This is a genomic window from Streptomyces sp. NPDC048331, assembly GCF_043201215.1.
Taxonomy (GTDB): Bacteria; Actinomycetota; Actinomycetes; order Streptomycetales; family Streptomycetaceae; genus Streptomyces.
The window spans coordinates 384,245-403,093 of the sequence record NZ_JBICYT010000004.1 but is presented as its reverse complement, the minus strand read 5'-3'; the positions used below and the strand labels follow the sequence as shown (position 1 = coordinate 403,093).

15 protein-coding genes are annotated in these 18,849 nt (G+C 73.6%); 8 read left to right on the top strand and 7 right to left on the bottom strand.

The window, feature by feature from the left end:
- Window position 1: 1 nt before the first annotated feature.
- From ACGFYY_RS09865 to ACGFYY_RS09850, 4 genes are read left to right on the top strand one after another with little or no spacing between them, the layout of a single operon-like run.
- Window positions 2–2,065 carry a fatty acid CoA ligase family protein gene (locus tag ACGFYY_RS09865; RefSeq protein WP_393707962.1) on the top strand — a complete coding sequence of 688 codons (2,064 nt, stop codon included), beginning with the start codon at window positions 2–4 and terminating at the stop codon, window positions 2,063–2,065.
- Entirely contained in the window at window positions 2,050–3,198 is a 1,149-nt protein-coding gene (locus ACGFYY_RS09860) for an NAD-dependent epimerase/dehydratase family protein (protein ID WP_393707960.1), read from the top strand. The genes ACGFYY_RS09865 and ACGFYY_RS09860 overlap by 16 nt, the downstream gene beginning before the upstream one ends.
- Window positions 3,195–6,365 carry an amino acid adenylation domain-containing protein gene (locus ACGFYY_RS09855; protein WP_393707958.1) on the top strand — a complete coding sequence of 1,057 codons (3,171 nt, stop codon included), beginning with the start codon at window positions 3,195–3,197 and terminating at the stop codon, window positions 6,363–6,365. Before ACGFYY_RS09860 ends, ACGFYY_RS09855 begins: the two co-directional genes overlap by 4 nt.
- The gene (locus ACGFYY_RS09850; RefSeq protein ID WP_393707956.1) at window positions 6,362–7,063 is read left to right on the top strand and encodes a formyltransferase family protein; all 702 of its coding nucleotides are present in this window, start codon (window positions 6,362–6,364) and stop codon (window positions 7,061–7,063) included. The genes ACGFYY_RS09855 and ACGFYY_RS09850 overlap by 4 nt, the downstream gene beginning before the upstream one ends.
- Window positions 7,064–7,115: 52 nt before the next feature.
- On the opposite strand, the gene ACGFYY_RS09845 is transcribed toward ACGFYY_RS09850, so the two are convergent.
- Window positions 7,116–7,895 carry an NAD(P)H-dependent oxidoreductase gene (locus ACGFYY_RS09845; protein ID WP_393707954.1) on the bottom strand — a complete coding sequence of 260 codons (780 nt, stop codon included), beginning with the start codon at window positions 7,893–7,895 and terminating at the stop codon, window positions 7,116–7,118.
- Window positions 7,896–8,033: 138 nt separating this feature from the next.
- On the opposite strand from ACGFYY_RS09845, the gene ACGFYY_RS09840 reads away from it, so the two are divergent.
- Window positions 8,034–8,960, top strand: coding sequence for a helix-turn-helix transcriptional regulator (locus ACGFYY_RS09840; protein WP_393708024.1), 927 nt, complete (start codon window positions 8,034–8,036; stop codon window positions 8,958–8,960).
- A 25-nt stretch (window positions 8,961–8,985) separates the two neighbouring features.
- Here ACGFYY_RS09840 and ACGFYY_RS09835 read toward each other — a convergent pair whose 3' ends face one another.
- The 3 genes from ACGFYY_RS09835 to ACGFYY_RS09825 form a co-directional block, all read right to left on the bottom strand.
- The gene (locus ACGFYY_RS09835; RefSeq protein WP_393707952.1) at window positions 8,986–9,726 is read right to left on the bottom strand and encodes a ferritin-like domain-containing protein; all 741 of its coding nucleotides are present in this window, start codon (window positions 9,724–9,726) and stop codon (window positions 8,986–8,988) included.
- Window positions 9,727–9,812: 86 nt separating this feature from the next.
- Entirely contained in the window at window positions 9,813–10,454 is a 642-nt protein-coding gene (locus ACGFYY_RS09830) for a DUF6461 domain-containing protein (RefSeq protein ID WP_393707950.1), read from the bottom strand.
- A gap of 47 nt (window positions 10,455–10,501) precedes the next feature.
- Window positions 10,502–11,446: a 5'-nucleotidase gene (locus ACGFYY_RS09825; RefSeq protein ID WP_393707948.1), complete on the bottom strand. Its 945-nt coding sequence runs from the start codon at window positions 11,444–11,446 to the stop codon at window positions 10,502–10,504.
- Between the two features lie 148 nt (window positions 11,447–11,594).
- On the opposite strand from ACGFYY_RS09825, the gene ACGFYY_RS09820 reads away from it, so the two are divergent.
- Complete coding sequence (locus tag ACGFYY_RS09820) at window positions 11,595–11,786, top strand: hypothetical protein (protein WP_393707946.1); 192 nt, start codon at window positions 11,595–11,597, stop codon at window positions 11,784–11,786.
- Between the two features lie 71 nt (window positions 11,787–11,857).
- Here the strand turns inward: ACGFYY_RS09820 and ACGFYY_RS09815 are convergent, their stop codons facing one another.
- Entirely contained in the window at window positions 11,858–13,198 is a 1,341-nt protein-coding gene (locus tag ACGFYY_RS09815; RefSeq protein WP_393707944.1) for a YhgE/Pip domain-containing protein, read from the bottom strand.
- Between the two features lie 133 nt (window positions 13,199–13,331).
- Between ACGFYY_RS09815 and ACGFYY_RS09810 the strand changes: the two genes are divergently transcribed.
- Window positions 13,332–14,075, top strand: coding sequence for a MerR family transcriptional regulator (locus ACGFYY_RS09810; RefSeq protein WP_393707942.1), 744 nt, complete (start codon window positions 13,332–13,334; stop codon window positions 14,073–14,075).
- On the opposite strand, the gene tsaD is transcribed toward ACGFYY_RS09810, so the two are convergent.
- The gene (gene tsaD / locus ACGFYY_RS09805) at window positions 14,062–15,132 is read right to left on the bottom strand and encodes a tRNA (adenosine(37)-N6)-threonylcarbamoyltransferase complex transferase subunit TsaD (protein ID WP_393707939.1); all 1,071 of its coding nucleotides are present in this window, start codon (window positions 15,130–15,132) and stop codon (window positions 14,062–14,064) included. The genes ACGFYY_RS09810 and tsaD overlap by 14 nt on opposite strands.
- A gap of 276 nt (window positions 15,133–15,408) precedes the next feature.
- On the opposite strand from tsaD, the gene prpB reads away from it, so the two are divergent.
- Window positions 15,409–16,314 carry a methylisocitrate lyase gene (prpB, locus tag ACGFYY_RS09800; RefSeq protein WP_393707937.1) on the top strand — a complete coding sequence of 302 codons (906 nt, stop codon included), beginning with the start codon at window positions 15,409–15,411 and terminating at the stop codon, window positions 16,312–16,314.
- Between the two features lie 45 nt (window positions 16,315–16,359).
- On the opposite strand, the gene ACGFYY_RS09795 is transcribed toward prpB, so the two are convergent.
- Entirely contained in the window at window positions 16,360–18,792 is a 2,433-nt protein-coding gene (locus ACGFYY_RS09795) for a SpoIIE family protein phosphatase (protein ID WP_393707935.1), read from the bottom strand.
- Window positions 18,793–18,849: the final 57 nt, after the last annotated feature.

The window sequence follows — 18,849 nt, the reverse complement described above, 5'->3', positions numbered from 1 at the left end:
GGTGCCGCAGACGAGGTCCATCGAGGACCCGACCGTGGAACGATCCGCCTCCCTGTCGGACGGCCTGGCCGGATGGCTGGAGCGCAACGCCCGCGCCTTTCCCGAGAAGCCGGCCGTCGTCCACCCCGAGGGCCGGGGCTCCGGCGGCTACAGCACCGTCACCTACGGCGAGTTGCAGGACACGGTCGAGGAACTGTCCCGCGGGTTCCGGCGCGCCGGGATCACCCGGGGCACACGAACGGTGCTGATGGCTCCACCCGGGCCGCAGCTGTTCGCCCTCTGTTTCGCGCTGTTCCGGGTCGGGGCCGTGCCCGTCGTCGTGGATCCCGGTATGGGAGTCCGGCGCATGCTGCACTGCTACCGGGCCGTGGGCGCCGAGGCGTTCATCGGGCCGCCCCTGGCGCAACTCGTACGCGTCCTGGGTCGCCGTACCTTCGCCGCGGTACGGGTACCCGTCACCCTGGGGCGGCGCCGGCTCGGCCGCGGCCACACGCTGTCCGCGCTGCGCACCACCCCCGCGACCGACGGACCCGCGGACACGGCGGCGCCGACCGGCGGGGACGACCTGCTGATGATCGGCTTCACCACCGGAAGCACGGGCCCCGCCAAGGGCGTCGAGTACACCCACCGCATGGCGTTGTCCATCGCCCGCCAGATAGAGGCCGTCCACGGCCGCACCCGCGACGACGTCTCACTGGTCACCCTGCCCTTCTACGGGGTGCTCGACCTCGTCTACGGATCCACGCTGGTCCTCGCGCCGCTGGCGCCCGCCCGGGTCGCCCAGGCTGACCCCGCGCTGCTCGTGGACGCGCTGGAACGATTCCGCGTCACCACCATGTTCGCCTCGCCCGCCCTGCTGCGGAACCTGGCCGGACACCTCACCGGCGCCGCCCGCGGCCGCCACCCCCTTCCCGACCTGCGCTGCGTCGTCTCCGGCGGGGCCCCGGTGCCCGACGCGGTCGTGGCCGCGCTGCGCTCCGTCCTCGACGAGAAGGCGCGCATCCATGTGACGTACGGGGCCACGGAGGTGCTGCCGATCACCTCGATCGAGGCGGCCGAGATCCTCGGCGACGACGACGTCGACACCGGCCACGAAGGCGGCGGCAACACGGCCGGTACCGCCGCGGCCGGTACGGCGGCCGGTGCCGCCGCGGGCGAGGGGACCTGCGTCGGCCGGCCCGTCCCCGGCACCCGCGTGGCGATCGCCCCCGTCACCGACGGCCCGCTCGCCCGGTTCGACCCCGCGGCCGGCCTGCCGACCGGCCGCGTCGGCGAGATCCTGGTCCAGGGCGACTCCGTCAGCCGGCGCTACCACCACGCACCCGACTCCGACGCCGCGTACAAGGTGATCGAGGACCGCCCCGACGGAGAGGCGCCCCTGATCTGGCACCGGACCGGCGACCTCGGCCACCTGGACGCCGAAGGACGCCTCTGGTTCTCCGGACGCGCCGCGCAGCGGGTCCGCACCGGCCACCGGGACCTGCACACCGTGCGCTGCGAGGGGGTCTTCAACGTCCATCCGCTGGTCCGGCGTACCGCCCTGGTCGGTATCGGGCCGGCCGGCGCGCAACGGCCCGTCGTCTGCGTGGAGACCGGGGCGGACGGGGCGGAGCTCGACGCAGCCGCGTGGGCCCGGTTGGTCGCCGAACTGGGCGCCATGGCCGAGGCGCAGGCCCCGACCACGGGCCTCCACGAGTTCCTGCGCCACCCCGGCTTCCCCGTGGACATCCGGCACAACGCCAAGATCGGCCGCGAGGAACTCGCCCGCTGGGCCGAGCGGCAGCAGGCCCGGTCGGCGTCCTCCACCGCCCGGCGGGCGGCCCGGATCGTGCCGATCGCCGGCTGGGCGTACCTCGTCGGAGGGGCGGCGTGGGCCGCGGTCGGGGGAGTCCCCGACCTTCCCGTGCTGCGGTGGCTGTGGTGGGCCGACGCCTTCCTCAGCATCGGTGTGCACGCCGCGCAGATCCCGCTCGCGCTGCCGCGCGGCAGGGAGGCCGGCCACGGGACCGCCGCGGTGGTCCGCAACACCATGCTCTACGGCGCGACCTGGTGGCGGACGCTGTGAAGATCCTGGTCACCGGAGCATCCGGATTCCTGGGCGGGCACCTCGTCGACGGCGCCCTGAGCCAGGGCCATCAGGTCCGCGCCCTGGTCCGCCCCGGCCGTACCGCCGTACGTCCGGGCTCCCTGCCCGGCGTCGAGGTCGTCACCGGCGACCTCACCGACGAGGAGTCGCTCGGGCGGGCGGCGGAGGGCTGCGAGGCGGTCGTGCACAGCGCGGCACGGGTCGTCGACCACGGCAGCCGCGCACAGTTCGAGGCCGCCAACGTCACCGGCACGCAGCGGCTGTTGGCGGCGGCGCGGTCGGCGGGGGCACGGCGGTTCGTGTTCGTCTCCAGCCCGAGCGCGCTGATGCGCATACGGGAGGGCGACCGGCTCGGCATCGACGAGAGCACCCCGTACCCACGGCGCTGGTTCAACCTTTACTGCGAGACGAAGGCGATCGCCGAACAGCACGTACGGGTCGCCGACGGACCCGAGTTCACCACCTGCGCCCTGCGCCCGCGCGGCATCTGGGGGCCGCGCGACCACGCCGGATTCCTGCCGCGCATGGTCGACGCCATGCGCGCGGGCCGACTGCCCGACCTGTCGGGCGGCAAACAGGTGCTGGTCTCGCTCTGCCACGTCGACAACGCGGTGGACGCCTGCCTGCGGGCCGTGCACGCCCCCGCCGGGCGGGTCGGCGGCAAGGCCTACTTCGTCGCGGACCGCGAGGAGACCGACCTGTGGCCGTTCCTGGCCCGGGTCGGAGCCCTCTTCGACTGCCCTCCGCCCGCCCCGCGCATCCCGCTCCGCCTCGGCCGCGCTCTGGCCGCGGCCGTGGAGACGGGCTGGCACCTGCGCCACCGCTCCGCCGCCGGCGGTACGGACGCGAGCCCGCCCCTGAGCCGCTACATGATGGCGCTGCTGACCCGCTCGGCGACGTACGACACCTCCGCCGCCCGCCAGGACTTCGGCTACGCGGCTCCGCGCTCCCAGGCCGACGGGCTGCGCGCCCTGGGGGAGTGGGTGACGCAGGTGGGCGGTGTCGCCGCCTGGACCGCCGGCCCGGCCGCCTCCACCGACGCCGCCGTACCGGCCCGCTCCGGACCCGGTCCCGGTCCCGGTCCCACCGAACAAGGGAACACGAAGCCATGACCTCCCATCAGGTCGGTGCCGGTGCCGGTACCGACGTCGATCTCCGCACCGGTGCGGACACCCGCTACCGGCGTCCGGTGTCGCCCACCGAACGCCTCTACCTCTCCGCCGGGGACCCCCGCGGGGCCATGGCCCTGCGCATCGTCGTCGAGGGCGAGGGCGTACCCGATGCCGAGGACGTCCGGGCGGCCGTGGCGCGGGCCGCCGAGTCCTGCCCGGGATCACGGCTCGTGCGCGCCGGCGCGATGTGGACCGTCGGGGGGCCGCCGCCGCAGGTGCGGTACGACGTACCGCGCGCCGGTGCGTACACCGACTCGGCTCCCGGCACGGTCGAGTTGCCCGCCGGACCCTCGCGTCGGGCGGAGCCGCCGGGCTGCGAGCTGCTGATCGTGCCCGGGGCGGGGGGGAAAGGGACCACCACTCTCGTCTTCAGCGCCTCGCACGCCCTGATGGACGGCCACGGAGCCCTGACCTGGGCACGGGAGGTCTTCCGGGCCCTGCGCGGCGAGCCCGCCCGCCCCGCACTCGACCCGGACACCGACGCCGGACTGCTGCGCCGGCTCGGCAGCACCCGGACGCGGCCCACGCCGGCGCCACCCCGACGCTCTCCGCTCGGCTCGGCGGAGGGCGGCCGTCCGCTCAGGACGCTGTGGCTGCGCCGCACCCTGCCCGGCCGCCGTTCCGCGCTCACCGCCCGACTCGCCCAGGCCCTGGCCGACGCCACCCGGCTCGACACCCGGGTCATGGTCCCCGTCGACCTGCGCCGCCACCGCCCCGGGATCGCGGCCACGGGCAACCTGAGCCTGCCGCTCTTCCTCGATCTGCGGCCCGGGGCGGACTGGACGGCCGCGCACACCCTCCTGCTGACCGCCCTGGCCGAGGACCGCGAACTCGCCGCCGGGTTCGAGACGGCCCTCGCGCCGCTGCCCCGGACGGTGACCGCCGCTCTGCTGCGCACCGCCCAGGCCGTGGCCTCACGTACCGACCGGCACCTCGCCTCGGCCGTCGTCTCCCACCTCGGCCGGCTGGACCTGGCGGAGTTCTCCGGCGGCGGCTTCCGGGCTTCGACGGCCTACGCGTTGCCGGTGCACGCCCCCCTGGTCCCGCTCTCCCTGGTCGCCGCCGAGACCGGGACGGCGACCGAGATCACCCTGGGCGTCCGCGGCGCGGGCCCGGACCTCGCCGCCCGGGCCGGTCGATTGCTGGACACGGTCCTGGCCGGCCTGGCCCCCGCGGACGCCGTGGCCACGGGCCCCGCGCCACGGACCGCGCACCCCGCTCCGGCGGTGCCGACCGTGCCGGCCGCGGCCGCCGGTCCGGTCCCTGCCGTCCCCGAGGTCACCGTCGTCGACGCCTTCCGCGCCCAGGCCGCCCGCACCCCCGACGCGCCCGCGCTCGACGGGCCCGAGGGCGTGGTCACGTACGCCGAACTCGACCGACGTTCCGACGCCGTCGCGGCCGGGCTCCGGAGCCGCGGCGTGGGACGCGAGGGCCTGGTGGGACTGGTCGTCGACCGCACGCCCGCCGGTGTGGCCGCCTTGTGGGGCATCCTCAAGGCGGGCGCCGCGTATGTGCCGCTGGACCCCGGCCACCCCGGCGCACGGATCGGGGAGATCCTTCGGGGATCCGCCGTCGGTGTCTGCCTGACCCGACGACACCTGGCCGAGGGTCTGGCCCCGTTCGTGCCCGGGACCCTGCTCGTCGTGGAGGACCTGCTCGACAGCATCGACCCGCTCGACAGCACCGCCGCCGGGCAGGGCCCCGCGGCGGTGGACGTGCGGCCCGCGGACCTCGCGTACGTCATCCACACCTCCGGCTCCACCGGTCGCCCCAAGGGCGTGCAGATCGAGCACGGAAGCCTCATGGGATTCGTCCGCTGGATGACCGAGGTCTGCCAGGTCACCGGGCGTACCCGCTTCGGCTTCGGCTCCTCCTACGCTTTCGACATCTCCTGCTTCCCGCTCTTCCTGCCGCTGTCCGCCGGCGGAACGATCGTCCTCGCCCCCGGCCCGTCCTCGCCCGCCACCCTGAGCGAACTCGTCGCCGGGCACCGCGCGGACACCCTCGCGCTCACGCCCTCGCACCTCGCCCTGCTCGGCGGCGCGGTCGGCGGCCCCGAGCACCGTCTGCGCACCCTGCTGCTGGGCGGCGAGCCCCTCACCCCCACCGCCGTAGGCTCCGCCCACGCCGCCTTCGGGGCCGACTGCCGGGTGATCAACGGGTACGGGCCCACCGAGGCGACCGTCGCCGTGCTCGCCCACACCGTGGACGGGGCGGAGGGCGGGGCCACCGTCCCGATCGGAGTCCCCGGCCCGTACGCCCGGGTCGACCTCGTCACCGAGAACGGCGAGACCGTCGGCGACGGACCGGGCGACACCGGCCGCACCGGCGAGATCGTCGTACGCGGGGTCCAGGTGGCCCGTGGCTACCTCGGCCCGCCCGACGGTCGTCCCTCCCCTTTCACCACCGACCCGGACGGCGTCCGCGTCTACCGCACCGGGGATCTCGGACGCCGACTGGCCGACGGATCCGTCGAGTTCGCCGGCCGGATCGACCAGCAGGTGAAGATCGCCGGACACCGCGTCGATCCCGCCGAGGTCGTCGCCGCCCTCGAAGCGCACCCGGCCGTCCACCGCGCCGTCGTCGTGCCCCGCCGCCGCCCGCATTCCACGGCGGCCGTGCTCTGCGCGTACGTACTGCCGCACGCCGGTGATCCCGCGGCGGGCGCGGACCTGGGCGGCGCCCTGCGGACCGAACTGACCCGTACGCTCCCCGCGTACCTCGTCCCGGCCCATGTCGTCGTGATGGACACGCTGCCCAGCACGGTCGGCGGCAAGACCGATCTCGCCGCGTTCCCCGACCCGTTCGCCCCCTCCGCGCCGGACGCGGCCGTCGCCGAGCCCGTCACCCTGGACGCGCGTGTCAGGCACCACTGGGCGGAGGTCCTCGGCGTCGACGGCGAACTGCTCTCGGCGGACTCGGACTTCCACGCCCTCGGCGGCGATTCCCTGGCCCTCGTCGAGATGATCACCGCCGTCTCCACGGACCTGCTCACCCCCGATCAGGCCCGACAGTTCACCGGCCGTCTCGACCGCCTCGTACGGGACCTGACCCTCGGGCAGGTCTGCGAGCACCTGACCGCCGCCCGCGAGGAGGCATCCGTATGATCTTCGTCGGAGAAGGAGCCCTGCTCCGCCGCGCCGTCACCCACGCGGCCGACCACGGCCACCCGGTCGACCTGGTCTGCTCCGCCGACCCGCTGGACGCGGCGGCCGCCGGCGCGCCCCACCTCGCGGCGCCGGACGTCAACGCCCATGCCGGCACGTTCTCCCGGGCCGCCGGCGACGGCATCGTGTGGTCCCTCAACAACCGGCAGATCTTCCGGGAACCCCTGCTCCGGGCCGAGGGCCTGCGCATCGTCAACATCCACAACGGGCTGCTGCCGCGACACCGCGGACTGCCCTCCGTGGCCGTCCTGTTCGCCCTGTTGAACGGGGACACGGAGTACGGCGCCACGGCACACGAGGTCGACGCCGGCATCGACACCGGTCCGGTCCTGGCCGAGCAGCGGTTCCCCGTCGGGCCCGAGGACCGCTACCACCAGGTCATGCTCCGCGGCATCCGTGCCTGCCAGGCCCTGTTCGAGCAGATCCTCCCGGCGGTGGCGGCGGGCACCGCCCACCCCGTACCCGCCGCGGCGGCCGAACCCTCCGCGTACTACGGCCTGCGCGCGCTGGACCGGCTCGACAGCTACCGCGACCGCCCCGCCTACGCGCGCGCCACCGACCTCGGGCCCTTCGCCGCCCATGCGCCCGAGGTCGCGCGGGCACTGCTCCGGCCGCCCGCGGCCGCCTCCGCCCCCTGAGGTCACCTCGGGCCCGTCAGGCCCGGCTGAGCCCGCCCCGCGCCCGGCGGGCTCAGCCGCGCAGGTGCAGCCCGAATCCTGTGCGGCCCGCCGGCTCCAGTCCCTCCTTCAGGTGCAGGGAGGGGATCTCGTAGTCACCGAAGTTCTGCCGCCGGAACCCGATCGGCTCGGTCGATTCGATGCCGAGGAGCCGCCGTTCCCAGGCCGCGGCGGCGTCCGCGTACTCCTCGTCGGTCATCCGGTCGGCGCCGTGGAGCACGAACGGCGGCAGCGGCTCGATGCCCGGGTAGTAGAGGATGCCGTGGTGGATCGGGAACAACAGGTCGTCGATGGGGCCGTTGATCCCGCGGGCGGAGTAGTGCGACTCCGGGCCGCCGACGGTCACCGACAGCAGGGCCTTCCTGCCCGCGAGGGTGCCTTCGCCGAAGCGCTCGCCGTACTTCGTGTCGCTGTGCTCGCCGACCCCGTAGGCGAAGCGGTAGGTGAACACCCGGTCCACCCAACCCTTGAGGATCGCGGGCATCGTGTACCACCACAGCGGGAACTGGAGGATGATCGTGTCGGCCCACAGCAGCTTCTCCTGTTCGGCGAGGACGTCCGGGGTGAGCGCGCCGGCCTCGAAGGCCCGGCCCGAGTCCGAGGCGACCCGCAGCGGACTCGAGGCGTGGGGGCCGTAGTCCGCGTCGTCCACGACCGCCTTCCAGTTCATCGCGTACAGATCGCTCACCCGCACCTCGTGCCCGGCGGCCTCCAACGTGGACACCGCGAGGTCCTTCAGCGAGCTGTTGAGCGACTTCGGGTCCGGGTGGGCGTGGACGATCAGCGTCTTCATGGGAACTCCTTCGGATCGGATGCCCCGATCCTGGGCGCCACGGCGTCCGGTGTTCAGGGGCGCCGCTTCCGTCGGACCGGACTTCCTGGTATCGACAGGGCCACCCTCGCGGGCATGGCCGAGGCCATACTGGAGGGCATGGACGATCTTGCGGGCTTCCTGCGGACCCGGCGCTCCCGGGTCGACCCGGCGACCGTCGGCATCCCCACGGACAGCCGACGCCGGGTGGAAGGGCTGCGCCGCGAGGAGGTCGCGCACCTGTCGGGCGTCAGCGTCGACTACTACGTACGACTGGAACAGGGCCGCGCGACGCAGCCGTCCGAGCAGGTACTCGACGCCCTCGCCGGGGTTCTCGGCCTCGACGGGACCGAACGCGAGCACCTCTGCCGGCTCGCGCGGCAGCACCGCCGCCGCCCGAAGGCGCCGGGCAAGGGGGTCTCCCCGGCCGGAGGCTCGGGGAGGGTCCGGCCGGAGGTGCTGCGCGTCCTCGACCTGGTCGTCGGTGCGCCCGCGCTGATCATGGATCACCGGTTGGACGTGCTCGCAGGGAACCGGCTCGCCGGGCTCCTCTACGGTCGACGGGTACCGGGCCTGAACACCGCCCGGCACATCTTCCTGGAGGAGGCGGAGCGCGGCCTCTACGCGGACTGGGAGCAGTGCACCCTCGACGTGGTGGGGCACCTGCGGCTGGCCGCCGGCCAGTACCCCGACGACCCCCGGCTGGCCTCGCTCATCGGTGAACTGGCGATGGGCAGCGAGCGTTTCCGCCGACTCTGGGCCCGCGCGGACGTGCGCGCCCGCACCCACGGACGCAAGGCGTACCGGCACCCCTTGGTGGGACTGCTGGAACTGCACCAGGAGAACTTCGCTCTGCCGGGCGAATCGGGCATGGAGCTGCTGGTGTTGTCCGCGGCCCCGGGCAGCCCCGCCGAGGACGGTCTGCGCCTGCTCGACGGCCTGGGTGCGGACGGCGCTGGTGAGCGGGCGCCACAGCGCCGCACCGACACTCGGTCCGTGCCGCCGTCCGTGCCCTCCTCGGCCTCCACCGGCGCCTCCTCGGTGTGAGGGGCGGCGCGCTCGGCGGCGCGGGTCAGGCGCCCGCGCCCGGCCCCACCGGTGCGGGCACCGGTCCGCCCGCCATCGCGCGGGCCATCCAGGCCGAGGAGCGCACGGTCCGCGCGACGAAGGCGCCCCGGTCCACCCCGAGGGTCCGCATGGCCGGACCGTGGTCCACCGCGACCAAGGCGGCCGCCCCGGCCAGGAGTCCGCGCCAGCCGGCCGTCACCGCCCGGCGGGCGGGCCGGGGGAGCCCGGCGAGCCCTTCGCGCAGCCGCACGCAGTGGAAGGGGACGTGCCGCTCCTCGTCCGCCAGGATGCGGCCCGCGACCTCGCTGGTCAGCGGGTCGGTCGCGCCGTCGCGCAGGGCTCGGTAGTACCCCAGGGCCACCACCTCGGCGATCATCAGCACCAGCAGCTCCACGCGCAGCCCGAGCAGCCGCCGGACCCGGACGAAGGCCGCGTCGCTCCAGTGCCCGTCGAGGGTCTCGGCCCCGCCGGCCGCCAGCAGCAGCTTCAGCATGCGCGCGTGGTTCTGCTCCTCGGCGATGAAGAGCCGGACCGCCCGGGAGTAGACCGGATCACCCGCGAGGTCGGCCTTGGCGGTGAGTGCCGAGCCGTCGCCGTCCTCGCCGACCTGGAACTTCTGGATGCTGCGGACGATGTCTGCGGGCAGCCGCGCGCCCTGCCCCCAGTCGGGGTCGCCCAGGGCCGCCCGGCGTTCCCGCTCGGCCTCGAACTCGCCCACCCATGCCCCGTACTCAGTTTTGACCATGTTCAATAATCTAGTGATTGTTGATCGTGTTCAAAAGTGTGGGAGTGTCATGGCCGCGTAACAGAAAGGCGCGCCGCCCGTGGGTGTCAGTACGGCGCCTCCGGGACTTCTCCCACGAGGTACGCGGCCTCCGCCAGCAGCTCTTCGGTGAGCCCGACCCCGGTGAGACGCTCGGTCAGCGCCAGGACCGCCGCCTTCCCGTCGACAGTGGGATCCTCGTCCCCGAACGGGTTGAGGCCGACCTCCAGCATCAGGGGGTTGAGCGCGTCGGGCGTGCTGCCGGTCCTGTCCGCGGGCCACTCGAAGGTGGTCCTCAACTCCCCCTCCTCGTACCAGTGGAAGAAGTCCATCGGCTTCCCCCCGTTGCTGGAATGGGAGACGGCACGCGTTCCCGCCGACAGGGCCTCCATGAGGTTCGGCCGCGTGCCCAGATCGCCGCCGAACTCCAGGGCGAGGGTCCAGTCCCCTCCCTCCCCCCGCACGGTGAACGCTCCGGCGAGGAAGGCCTCGGGCCACTTCTCGAATCCGTCCAGGAACTTCTCGTGCTCCTCGAAGAACGCGCGGAAGCCCGCGCGCACACCGCGTGGCTCGACCCCCACGATCCGGAACAACTCCTCGGGTGAGACCCCCCGCACCAGCGTCAGGGTGTACCCGACCTCCAGCCCGTAGGCGAACAGCGAGCGTGCGGAACGTATCCAGCCGTAATCGGCCGCGGTGGCGGAACTCATGTCGCTCATCCTGCCGGCGCCCACCGACAATCCGGCCGGGCCGGAGCTCAGGCCGACTCGGGGGGTGGTGAATTGATCGCGCCGAAGGGGATGTGGACGCTCGGGGTGCCCTGGGCGGTGCCGTTGAGATTGGCGACCTGGTCGTCGAAGAAGATGTGCGGGTCGAGCGCCTTCATGACCGCGGCCTTGTCGATGCCGCCGAGGAAGAAGGCGTCGTTGACCCGCAGCCCCCACTTCTTGAGGCTCACCAGGGCGCGTTCGTGCGAGGGAGCGTCCCGGGCGGTGACCAGCGATACGCGCAGGCGCGGCCGGTACCCGGAATCCTTGCCGCGCCGCGCCTCCTCGAGGCGCTGGATGCGGTTGACGCCGGCCAGGAAGTCCCGTAGCGGCCCTGGGTCGTGCGGGGTGGCGGCATTGCGGACCTCGAAGGCGCGGAACTCGTCGACCCCACCGCTCTGGTAGACCCGCTCGGCCGTGTCGCCCGCCACCACTCCGTCGAAGTCGAAGGCGATGCGGAGTTCGGGATCGCTCTCGTCGTCGACGCGCCCCGTCCTGAGTACGTGTCCCGCGGGCAGGCCGGCCGCGACCGCGTCCCGGATGTCGCGTCCGTCGGCCGACAGGAACAGCGACATGTTGAGCGCCGGCATGAACGGGTGCGAGGGCCGACCCTGCCGAAAGACCGCTCGGCTGATCGGGAGGCCGTGCGCCTTGATCGAACGCATGACACGCATCCCGGTGTCCGGATCGTTGCGCGAAAGGATGATGACCTCGACCAGAGGGTCGTCCCGATCGGCGAGGTCGTTCAACGCCAGCAGACGTCTGACGAAGGGGAACGCCACTCCCTTGGCCAGAAGTTCGTCGACGTGTGTCTCCTGGTAGGTCCGGTAGGCGTCCTCGCCCTGCTCCCGGAACACCGCGTCCCCGTCGGTCAGGTCGAACAGGGCGCTGGAGGCGATCCCCACCACCAGGCGATCGGACAGGTCGTACCTCATGGCGCCCCCAGCTGACACGTGTGCGACGGCGGGCTGCTCATCACCTTTTGGTGTATGCCCGGAAACGCCTCCCGATCCACCGTTCGAGCCGGGCACCGCCGCCGATGGTGTCGGGGACGGACGCGAGGGCCGGGAGTACGAGGTGGGGATGAGGACGCATCGTCCGGGGCGGCCGGAGGACCTGCCGGACGCGGGCGTGCTGTGGGCGCGTTGGGCCGCGCTCGCCGTGGCGACCTGGTTCCGGATCCGGACCGCGTACGAACCGCTCTGGCCGAAGGCGCCGATCGCCGACTCGGAGACGGACCGTGCGGCCATGACCGCGCTCGTGCGCTGGAGCTGACGCCGCAGGGGGTCGAACCCGCGCGCGAAGGCCCCGTCCCTGGCCAGGGACGGGGCCTTCCGGAGCGGAGGTCAGGCCGTGACCGCGGTGCCGGTCTCGGGGGTGGTCACCGCGCCGGGCTCGGCATCGGGCTCGGCGTCGGGGTGCGGGATGCGGTGCAGCCCCTTGCGGTCGTAGAGGCGGGTGACGGCGAAGCCGAAGATCAGCGCGGCGACGAGGGCGACCCCCATCGACGCCCAGGCGCGGGTCAGGCCCGCGTCGGCCTGGGCTCCGTAGTAGAGCAGGGAGCGCAGGCCCTCGGTGATCTGGCGCAGCGGCTCGAACTCGGAGAGGGCGCGGAAGAATCCGGGCAGCGCCTGGACGGGCACGGTCGCGCCGGAGGAGGGGACCGCCATCGCGACGAAGACGATGGTGGCCAGGAGCATGCCGGGCGTACCGAAGGCGGCGAACAGGGCCAGGCTGCCGATACCCACCACCGCGATGGTGGCGACCGAGTAGAGCCACAGCAGGCCCAGGTGGGAGGCGTCCATGTCGAGGATGCCGACCGTGGCGACCTCGACCAGGGTGCCCATCACCAGCGACAGGCCGAGCATGAGCGCGATGCCGATGGCCAGGGTGCGGACGCGGCTGGTGTGCTGGACGGGCTCGCGCTTGCGGATCGGGCCGAAATCGGTGTGCAGGTAGCCGAGCGCGGTGTCGACCTGGGAGTTGACCACGTTGGCGCCGAGCATGCCGCAGACGACCAGGACCAGCGCGTAGTAGAAGGCGCTCAGCCCCATGGCGCTGCGGGTGCCGACGGGGTGGCCGTCGGCGACGGTCACGGTCACCGGGTCGGCCAGCTTCAGCTGCGCGGCCGTCGGGAGCGGGGTCTTCTGGGCGGCTGCCTGCTTGAGGAGCTCCTGGCCGAGCTGGGCGGAGGCGGCGTGCGCGGCCTTCTGGGCGGCCTGGGAGGACATGGAGGAGCCGATGCTGCCGGCCGCCTGGTTGGTCAGCACGGTCAGGGTCGGCGGTGCGGCCTGGCCCTGCGCCGCGGGCTGCGGGGCGGTGAGGGCGGCCACCGTGGCGGAGTAGTCGGCGGGTATGACGAGGGCGCCGAAGACCTTGCCCCGACCCAGTCGCTTGTCGGCCTCCGCACGGCTGACGACCTGCCAGTCGATGCTCTTGTCGCCCTTCGCGGCCTTCTGGACGCCCGAGACGATCTGCTCGCCCAGGTTGACGTGGCGGCCGCCCACATCCGCTCCGCCGTCGCTGTTGACCAGGGCCACGGGCAGGTCGCGCAGGTTGCCCTTGGGGTTGACGTTGCCACCCACGTAGAGCAGGGCGAACAGCATCGAGACCACTGCGGCGATGAGTCCCGTCCCGATCCACAGCTGGGGTCGGCGGAGCACGGAGGGGGGCGTGGGGTGAGGCATCGATTCTCCGGTGCGGCTGCGTTCCTAGGGTTGGATACTTATGGTATCCAGTTACTGGATAGTGGCAGTATCTTGCTGTGGTGTCCAATCGCCGAAGTCGGATACCGGACCGCATGACCAGCAGGGAAGCCGTATGAAGATCTCGGAGCTCAGCCGCCGGACCGGCGTGCCGGTCGCCAGCATCAAGTACTTCCTGCGGCAGGGACTGCTGCCCGCGGGGCGGGCGACGGCCGCGACCCTGGCCGAGTACGGGGAGGAGCACGCCCAGCGGCTGCGGCTGATCAAGGCGCTGACCACGCTCGGCGGCCTGTCCATCGCCGCGACCCGTGAGGTGCTCGGGGCCGTCGACCAGGCCCACAGCTCCGAGAGCGCCCTCGGAGCGGTCAGCTACGCGCTCCCGGTGCCGGTGGCGGCCCAGGGCGCCGCGGGCCAGGAGGCGGAGGCCGCGGCCGAGGCCGACGCGACCGCCGGCGCCGAGGTGGCCGCCCTCCTCGCGGACCTGGACTGGCAGGCGCCCGGTACCTCGCCGCACGTGCAGGGGCTGACGGTGGCGCTGGAGGAGCTGCGCCGACTGGACGCCCAGTACGCCCCGGGCGAGCTCGTCGCCTACGCCAGGCTCGCGGAATCGGTGGCCCGGCTGGACCTGGAGCGCGCGGCCGGCCTGGAGGACCCGGTGGCCCTGGCCGAGCGGGCCGTGATCGTCTTCGCCATCTGCGCCCCGGTGTTCGAGCTGCTGCGGCGGCTGGCGCAGGAGGACCAGGTCAGGCGCCGGGTCGCCGGCACCGGCCGTGGCGGGCGCGACGACACCCCTCACCAGCCTGCGCGCCGGCCCACCGGGGACCGCGCGCCCGCCCGCCCGGACGTCAGGGGACAGTGACCGGCGGGGCCGGACGTGGCGTCAAGGAGGCGTACTCCAGGGGCGCGGACGGATCGATGGACACGTTCAGCGGGGCCGGCTCGGCTCCGGAGCGGACCAGCAGATCGCCGACGGCCGCGATCATGGCACCGTTGTCCGTGCACAGGGTCATGGGCGGAACCCGCAGCTCGATGCCCGCGGACGCGCACCGCCGCTCCGCGAGCGCCCTGACCCGCGAGTTCGCCGCCACGCCACCGACCACGATCAGCGTCCTGACGTCGTGGTCGCGGCAGGCGGCGACGGCCTTGCGGGTCAGTACGTCCGCCACGGCCTCCTGCAGGGCCGCGGCCCCGTCGGCGACCGGGGGTTCCTGACCGAGTTGACGATGCCGCTCGGCCCAGCGGGCCGCGGCCGTCTTCAGGCCGGAGAAGGAGAAGGCGTACGGGTCGTCCCCGGGCCGGGTCAGCGGGCGCGGGAAGGCCACGGCCCTCGGGTCCCCGTCGCGGGCGGCGCGGTCGATGGCGGGCCCGCCCGGATACGGCAGGCCCAGGATCCGGGCGACCTTGTCGAAGCACTCGCCCGCCGCGTCGTCGAGGGTGTCCCCGAGGTGCAGGATCGGCTCGCGCACCAGATCGCGTACGAGCAGCAGCGAGGTGTGCCCGCCGGAGACGATCAGCACCACGCACGGCCGGGGCAGCGGCCCGTGCTCCAGGGTGTCGGCGGCCACGTGCCCGGCCAGGTGATGGACGCCGTACAGCGGCACCCCGGCCGCGTAGGCCAGCGTCTTCGCCCCGGCCAGGCCCACCTGCAGCGCGCCCGACAGACCGGGCCCGGTGGTGACGGCGACCGCGTCGATCTGGCTCACCCTCAGCCCGGCCTGGTCGAGGGCCTGCCGGACGACCGGGTCGAAGGCGTGCAGGTGCGCGCGGGCGGCGATCTCGGGCACGACGCCGCCGAAGCGGGCGTGCTCGTCCATGCTCGACGCCACGACGTGCGCGAGCAGCTTGCCGTCCCGCACGATTCCCGCGCCGGTCTCGTCGCACGACGACTCGATCCCCAGCACCACTGGTCCGCTCACTGCTCTCCACCCTCTGATGTGCATGTCCCGCAACTGCAATCTATATGCAATAAGAGGAAGGGGTGGACCGCGCCGTGTGGGAGTCCCCGCGCCGGCCTCCCGGAGGGGAAGACTCGTCCTCGAAGCACGCCCCACCGCATGCCGCGAGGAACTCCGTGATCGACCACCCGGTACGGGCCCGCCCCAGCGCCGACCGCCTGACCCGCGAGGAGCGGCCCGCCCGGAAGCCGGTCGCCTGCGCCACCGCGGACGCACGCCTCCCGAAGGGCTCGTACGATGCTCCACACCCGCACCACCCCCGCCTCCCGCCGCCGCTCGTTCCGCGAACAGCTCGCCTCAGGCCGGCTGTTGAGGATCCCGGGCGCGATCGATCCGTACTCGGCGAAGCTCGTGCAGGAGGCCGGGTTCGACGCCGTGTACCTCTCGGGGGCCGTGCTCGCCGCCGACCTGGGCCTGCCCGACATCGGCCTGACCACCTCCACCGAGGTCGCCGCACGCGCCCAGCAGTTCACCCGCGTCATCGACCTGCCCACCCTCGCCGACGCCGACACCGGCTTCGGCGAGCCGATGAACGCCGCCCGTACCGTCCAGCTCATGGAGGACGCGGGGCTCGCCGGACTCCACCTGGAGGACCAGGTCGACCCGAAGCGGTGCGGCCACCTCGACGGCAAGGGCGTCGTACCGCGCGAGCGGATGGTCCGCCGGGTCCGCGCCGCCGTCGACGCCCGCCGTGACCCCGACTTCCTCCTGATGGCCCGCACCGACGCCCGCGCCGTCGAGGGCCTGGCCGCCGCGATCGACCGTGCCAAGGCCTACGTGGACGCGGGCGCCGACGCGGTCTTTCCCGAAGCCCTCGCGGACGAAGCCGAGTTCGAGGCCTTCCGTGCGGCCCTCGACGTCCCCCTCCTCGCGAACATGACGGAATTCGGCAGGAGTCGCCTCCTCGACACACGCACCCTGGAGAGCCTCGGCTACAACATCGCCCTCTACCCCGTCACCCTCTTCCGCCTCGCCATGGGCGCGGTCGAGGACGGCCTGCGCACCCTCGCCACCGAGGGCACCCAGGAGTCACTGCTGCCCCGCATGCACACCCGCTCCCGGCTCTACGAGGTGCTCGGCTACGAGGACTACGCCACCTTCGACTCGACCGTCGCCGACTTCACCCTCCCGCCCGGCGACTGACCCACCCGCACCGCGGTCCACCCCCTGGGCCGTCCCGCCGCCGCGTCACGTGTCGCGGCGCCAGGGGATCTCGGCCCACACCTGTTTGCCGCCGCTGAGCGGCACCGAGCCCCAGGCCGTCGTCACCGCGTCGACGATGAGGAGCCCGCGGCCGCCGGTCGACTCCCAGCTCACCCAGATCGGCTTGACGGGGCTGCGCGGCGACGCGTCGTTCACGGCGATCCGCAGCCGGTCCGCCGACAGGGTCAGATCCATCCCCACCTCGCCCTGTGTGTGCGCGATGGCATTGGTGACCAGCTCGGACACGACCAGCAGGGCTTCGTCGAGCTGCTCCACCACTCCCCAGGACCGCAGGGTGCGCGCCGTGAAGCGGCGCGCGTGCAGGACCGCGTTGGGCAGCCGCCACACCGTCCAGTGGCTCCGCCTCGGCCGGTCGCCCTGGCCGTCGTAGCGCAGCAACAGCAAGGCCACGTCGTCGTCGCGGCGGCCCACGCCGCCGACCAACTCGTCGGCGACCGCTCCGACATCGATCGGGTCGGCCGCCGCGACCACGTCGCACACCCGCCGCATGCCCTCCTCCACCGGCAGCCTCGCGGACTCGACCATGCCGTCCGTCAGCAGGACGAGCAGGGTGCCCGGGACCAGCCCGGCCTCGGTCATGGGGAACTCGGCCTCCGCGAGCACACCCAGGGGAGGCCCGCCCTCGACCACCATCTCCTCGGCGACGCCGTCGGGATGACGCAGGATGGGCGGCAGGTGGCCGGCCCGGACGACCCTGGCGATGCCCTCCGCCATGTCCAGGTCCACATACCCGCAGGTGGCGAAGAGGTCGGTCTCCATGCCGACGAGCAGCCGGTTGGCCCGCGCGACCACCACGTCGGGCGGGTGGCCCTCCACCGCGTAGGCCCTGACCGCCGTACGCATCTGGCCCATGATGGTGGCGGCTCCCGCGCTGTGCCCCTGTACGTCCCCGATGACGAAGGCCACATGACCGTCACGGAGCGGAATGACGTCGTACCAGTCGCCGCCGACCTCGAGTCCGGCGGTCGCGGGCAGGTAGCGGGCGACCGCGATCCCGCCCGGCAGCTCCGGGAGCTTACGGGGCAGCAGGCTGCGCTGGAGCATGGTGGCGAGTTCGTGGCCCGCGTCCAGTGCGTGGGCGCGTACCAGCGCCTGCCCGACCAGCCCGGCGGTCGCGGTCAGCAGCGACCGTTCCTCCGGTCCGAACCGGTGCTCCGTGTCCCACCCGACCAGACACGCCCCGACCATCCGGCCGTCGGCGGGCAGCGGCAGCACCGCGAGACCCCCGGGCCCGACGCCCAGGAGTCCGGGTTCCAGATCGGCCCCCGGCGGCCACAGGCTCAGATGTCCGCCGCGCAGGGCGCTCTGCAGGGTGGGCAGGTCGCTGAGCGCCACGTCCGGCCACTCCGAGCGCCACTCCGAGCGCCAGACCTCGGGCCAGGCATCGGGCTCCGGAGGATCGAGGGCGGTGACGATGAGCCGTTCCGGCTCCAGTTCGCCGACGGCGACCCGGGAGGCGCCGAGCGGCTCGCGCAGGGCGGCGACCACCAGCCGGCTGACCTCCCGGATGGTCGCCGCTCCCGCCAGGGTCGCCGACAGCCGCTGCACGAGGGAGACCTCGTCGGCACTGGGACGCAGATACGTGGCGTCGGCCACCACGCCCAGGACGCGCTGCGGAGTGCCCTCGGAGTCCACTTCCACCCGGCAACGCAGCCCGAGCCAGCGCAGTTCGCCGTTCGGCCGGCGGATCCGGAACGCCAGCTGCTGTCCGGCGGCGGCCAGCCGGTTCGGCTCCACGATCGCCATCAACGCGGGCATGTCGTCGGGAACGGCGCAGGCGAGCACCGTTTCCACCTGCCCGTCGAACTGATCGGGAGGCAGGCCGAGCAGCTCCAGCACGTGCGCGTGGGCCTCCATCCGGCCGGTGCTCAGTTCCAGGATGAACGCGCCGCCCTGGTCGGGCACCAGCGATTGGCCCAGATGGGACTGTGGAGCCTTGCGGCCGGCGAAGCGGGCGGCGACCGATTCGAGTCCCGTGGCCACCTGGTCGGCGTACAGCTCCAGAAGGCTGCGGTCGTCGGCGCTGAAGCCGCCGGCCCCGGCCTGCCCGGCGACGATCAGGCATCCGAGTTCCATGTCGTCGTAGCCCAGCGGCAGCGCGCCCAGCGAGATCCGGGTCGGCGAGTTGGGGGCACTGTTCCCCACCCGGGTGGGGAAGTGGTGGGGGTCCTCCTCGATGAACGAGGCGAGTTCCTTGGGCGCCAGCCACAGCGGGCGGCCGGAGCGGAAGGCATTGGCGGCGGGTGAATGGCCGGCCACGGCGAGGATCGCGGGCAGTCCGTAGAGGACGCCGCGGTTACCGGTCAGCTCGGCCAGATGCAGTTCCCTGCCCTGGTCGGCGATCACGTAGACAGCGGCGAGCTCGGCCCCGCAGAACGAGAAGCGATGGCTGGTCACTGTGCGTATCACCTCCTCACGGGGGCATCGCGCCGACCGACCTTCCGATCGACCCTC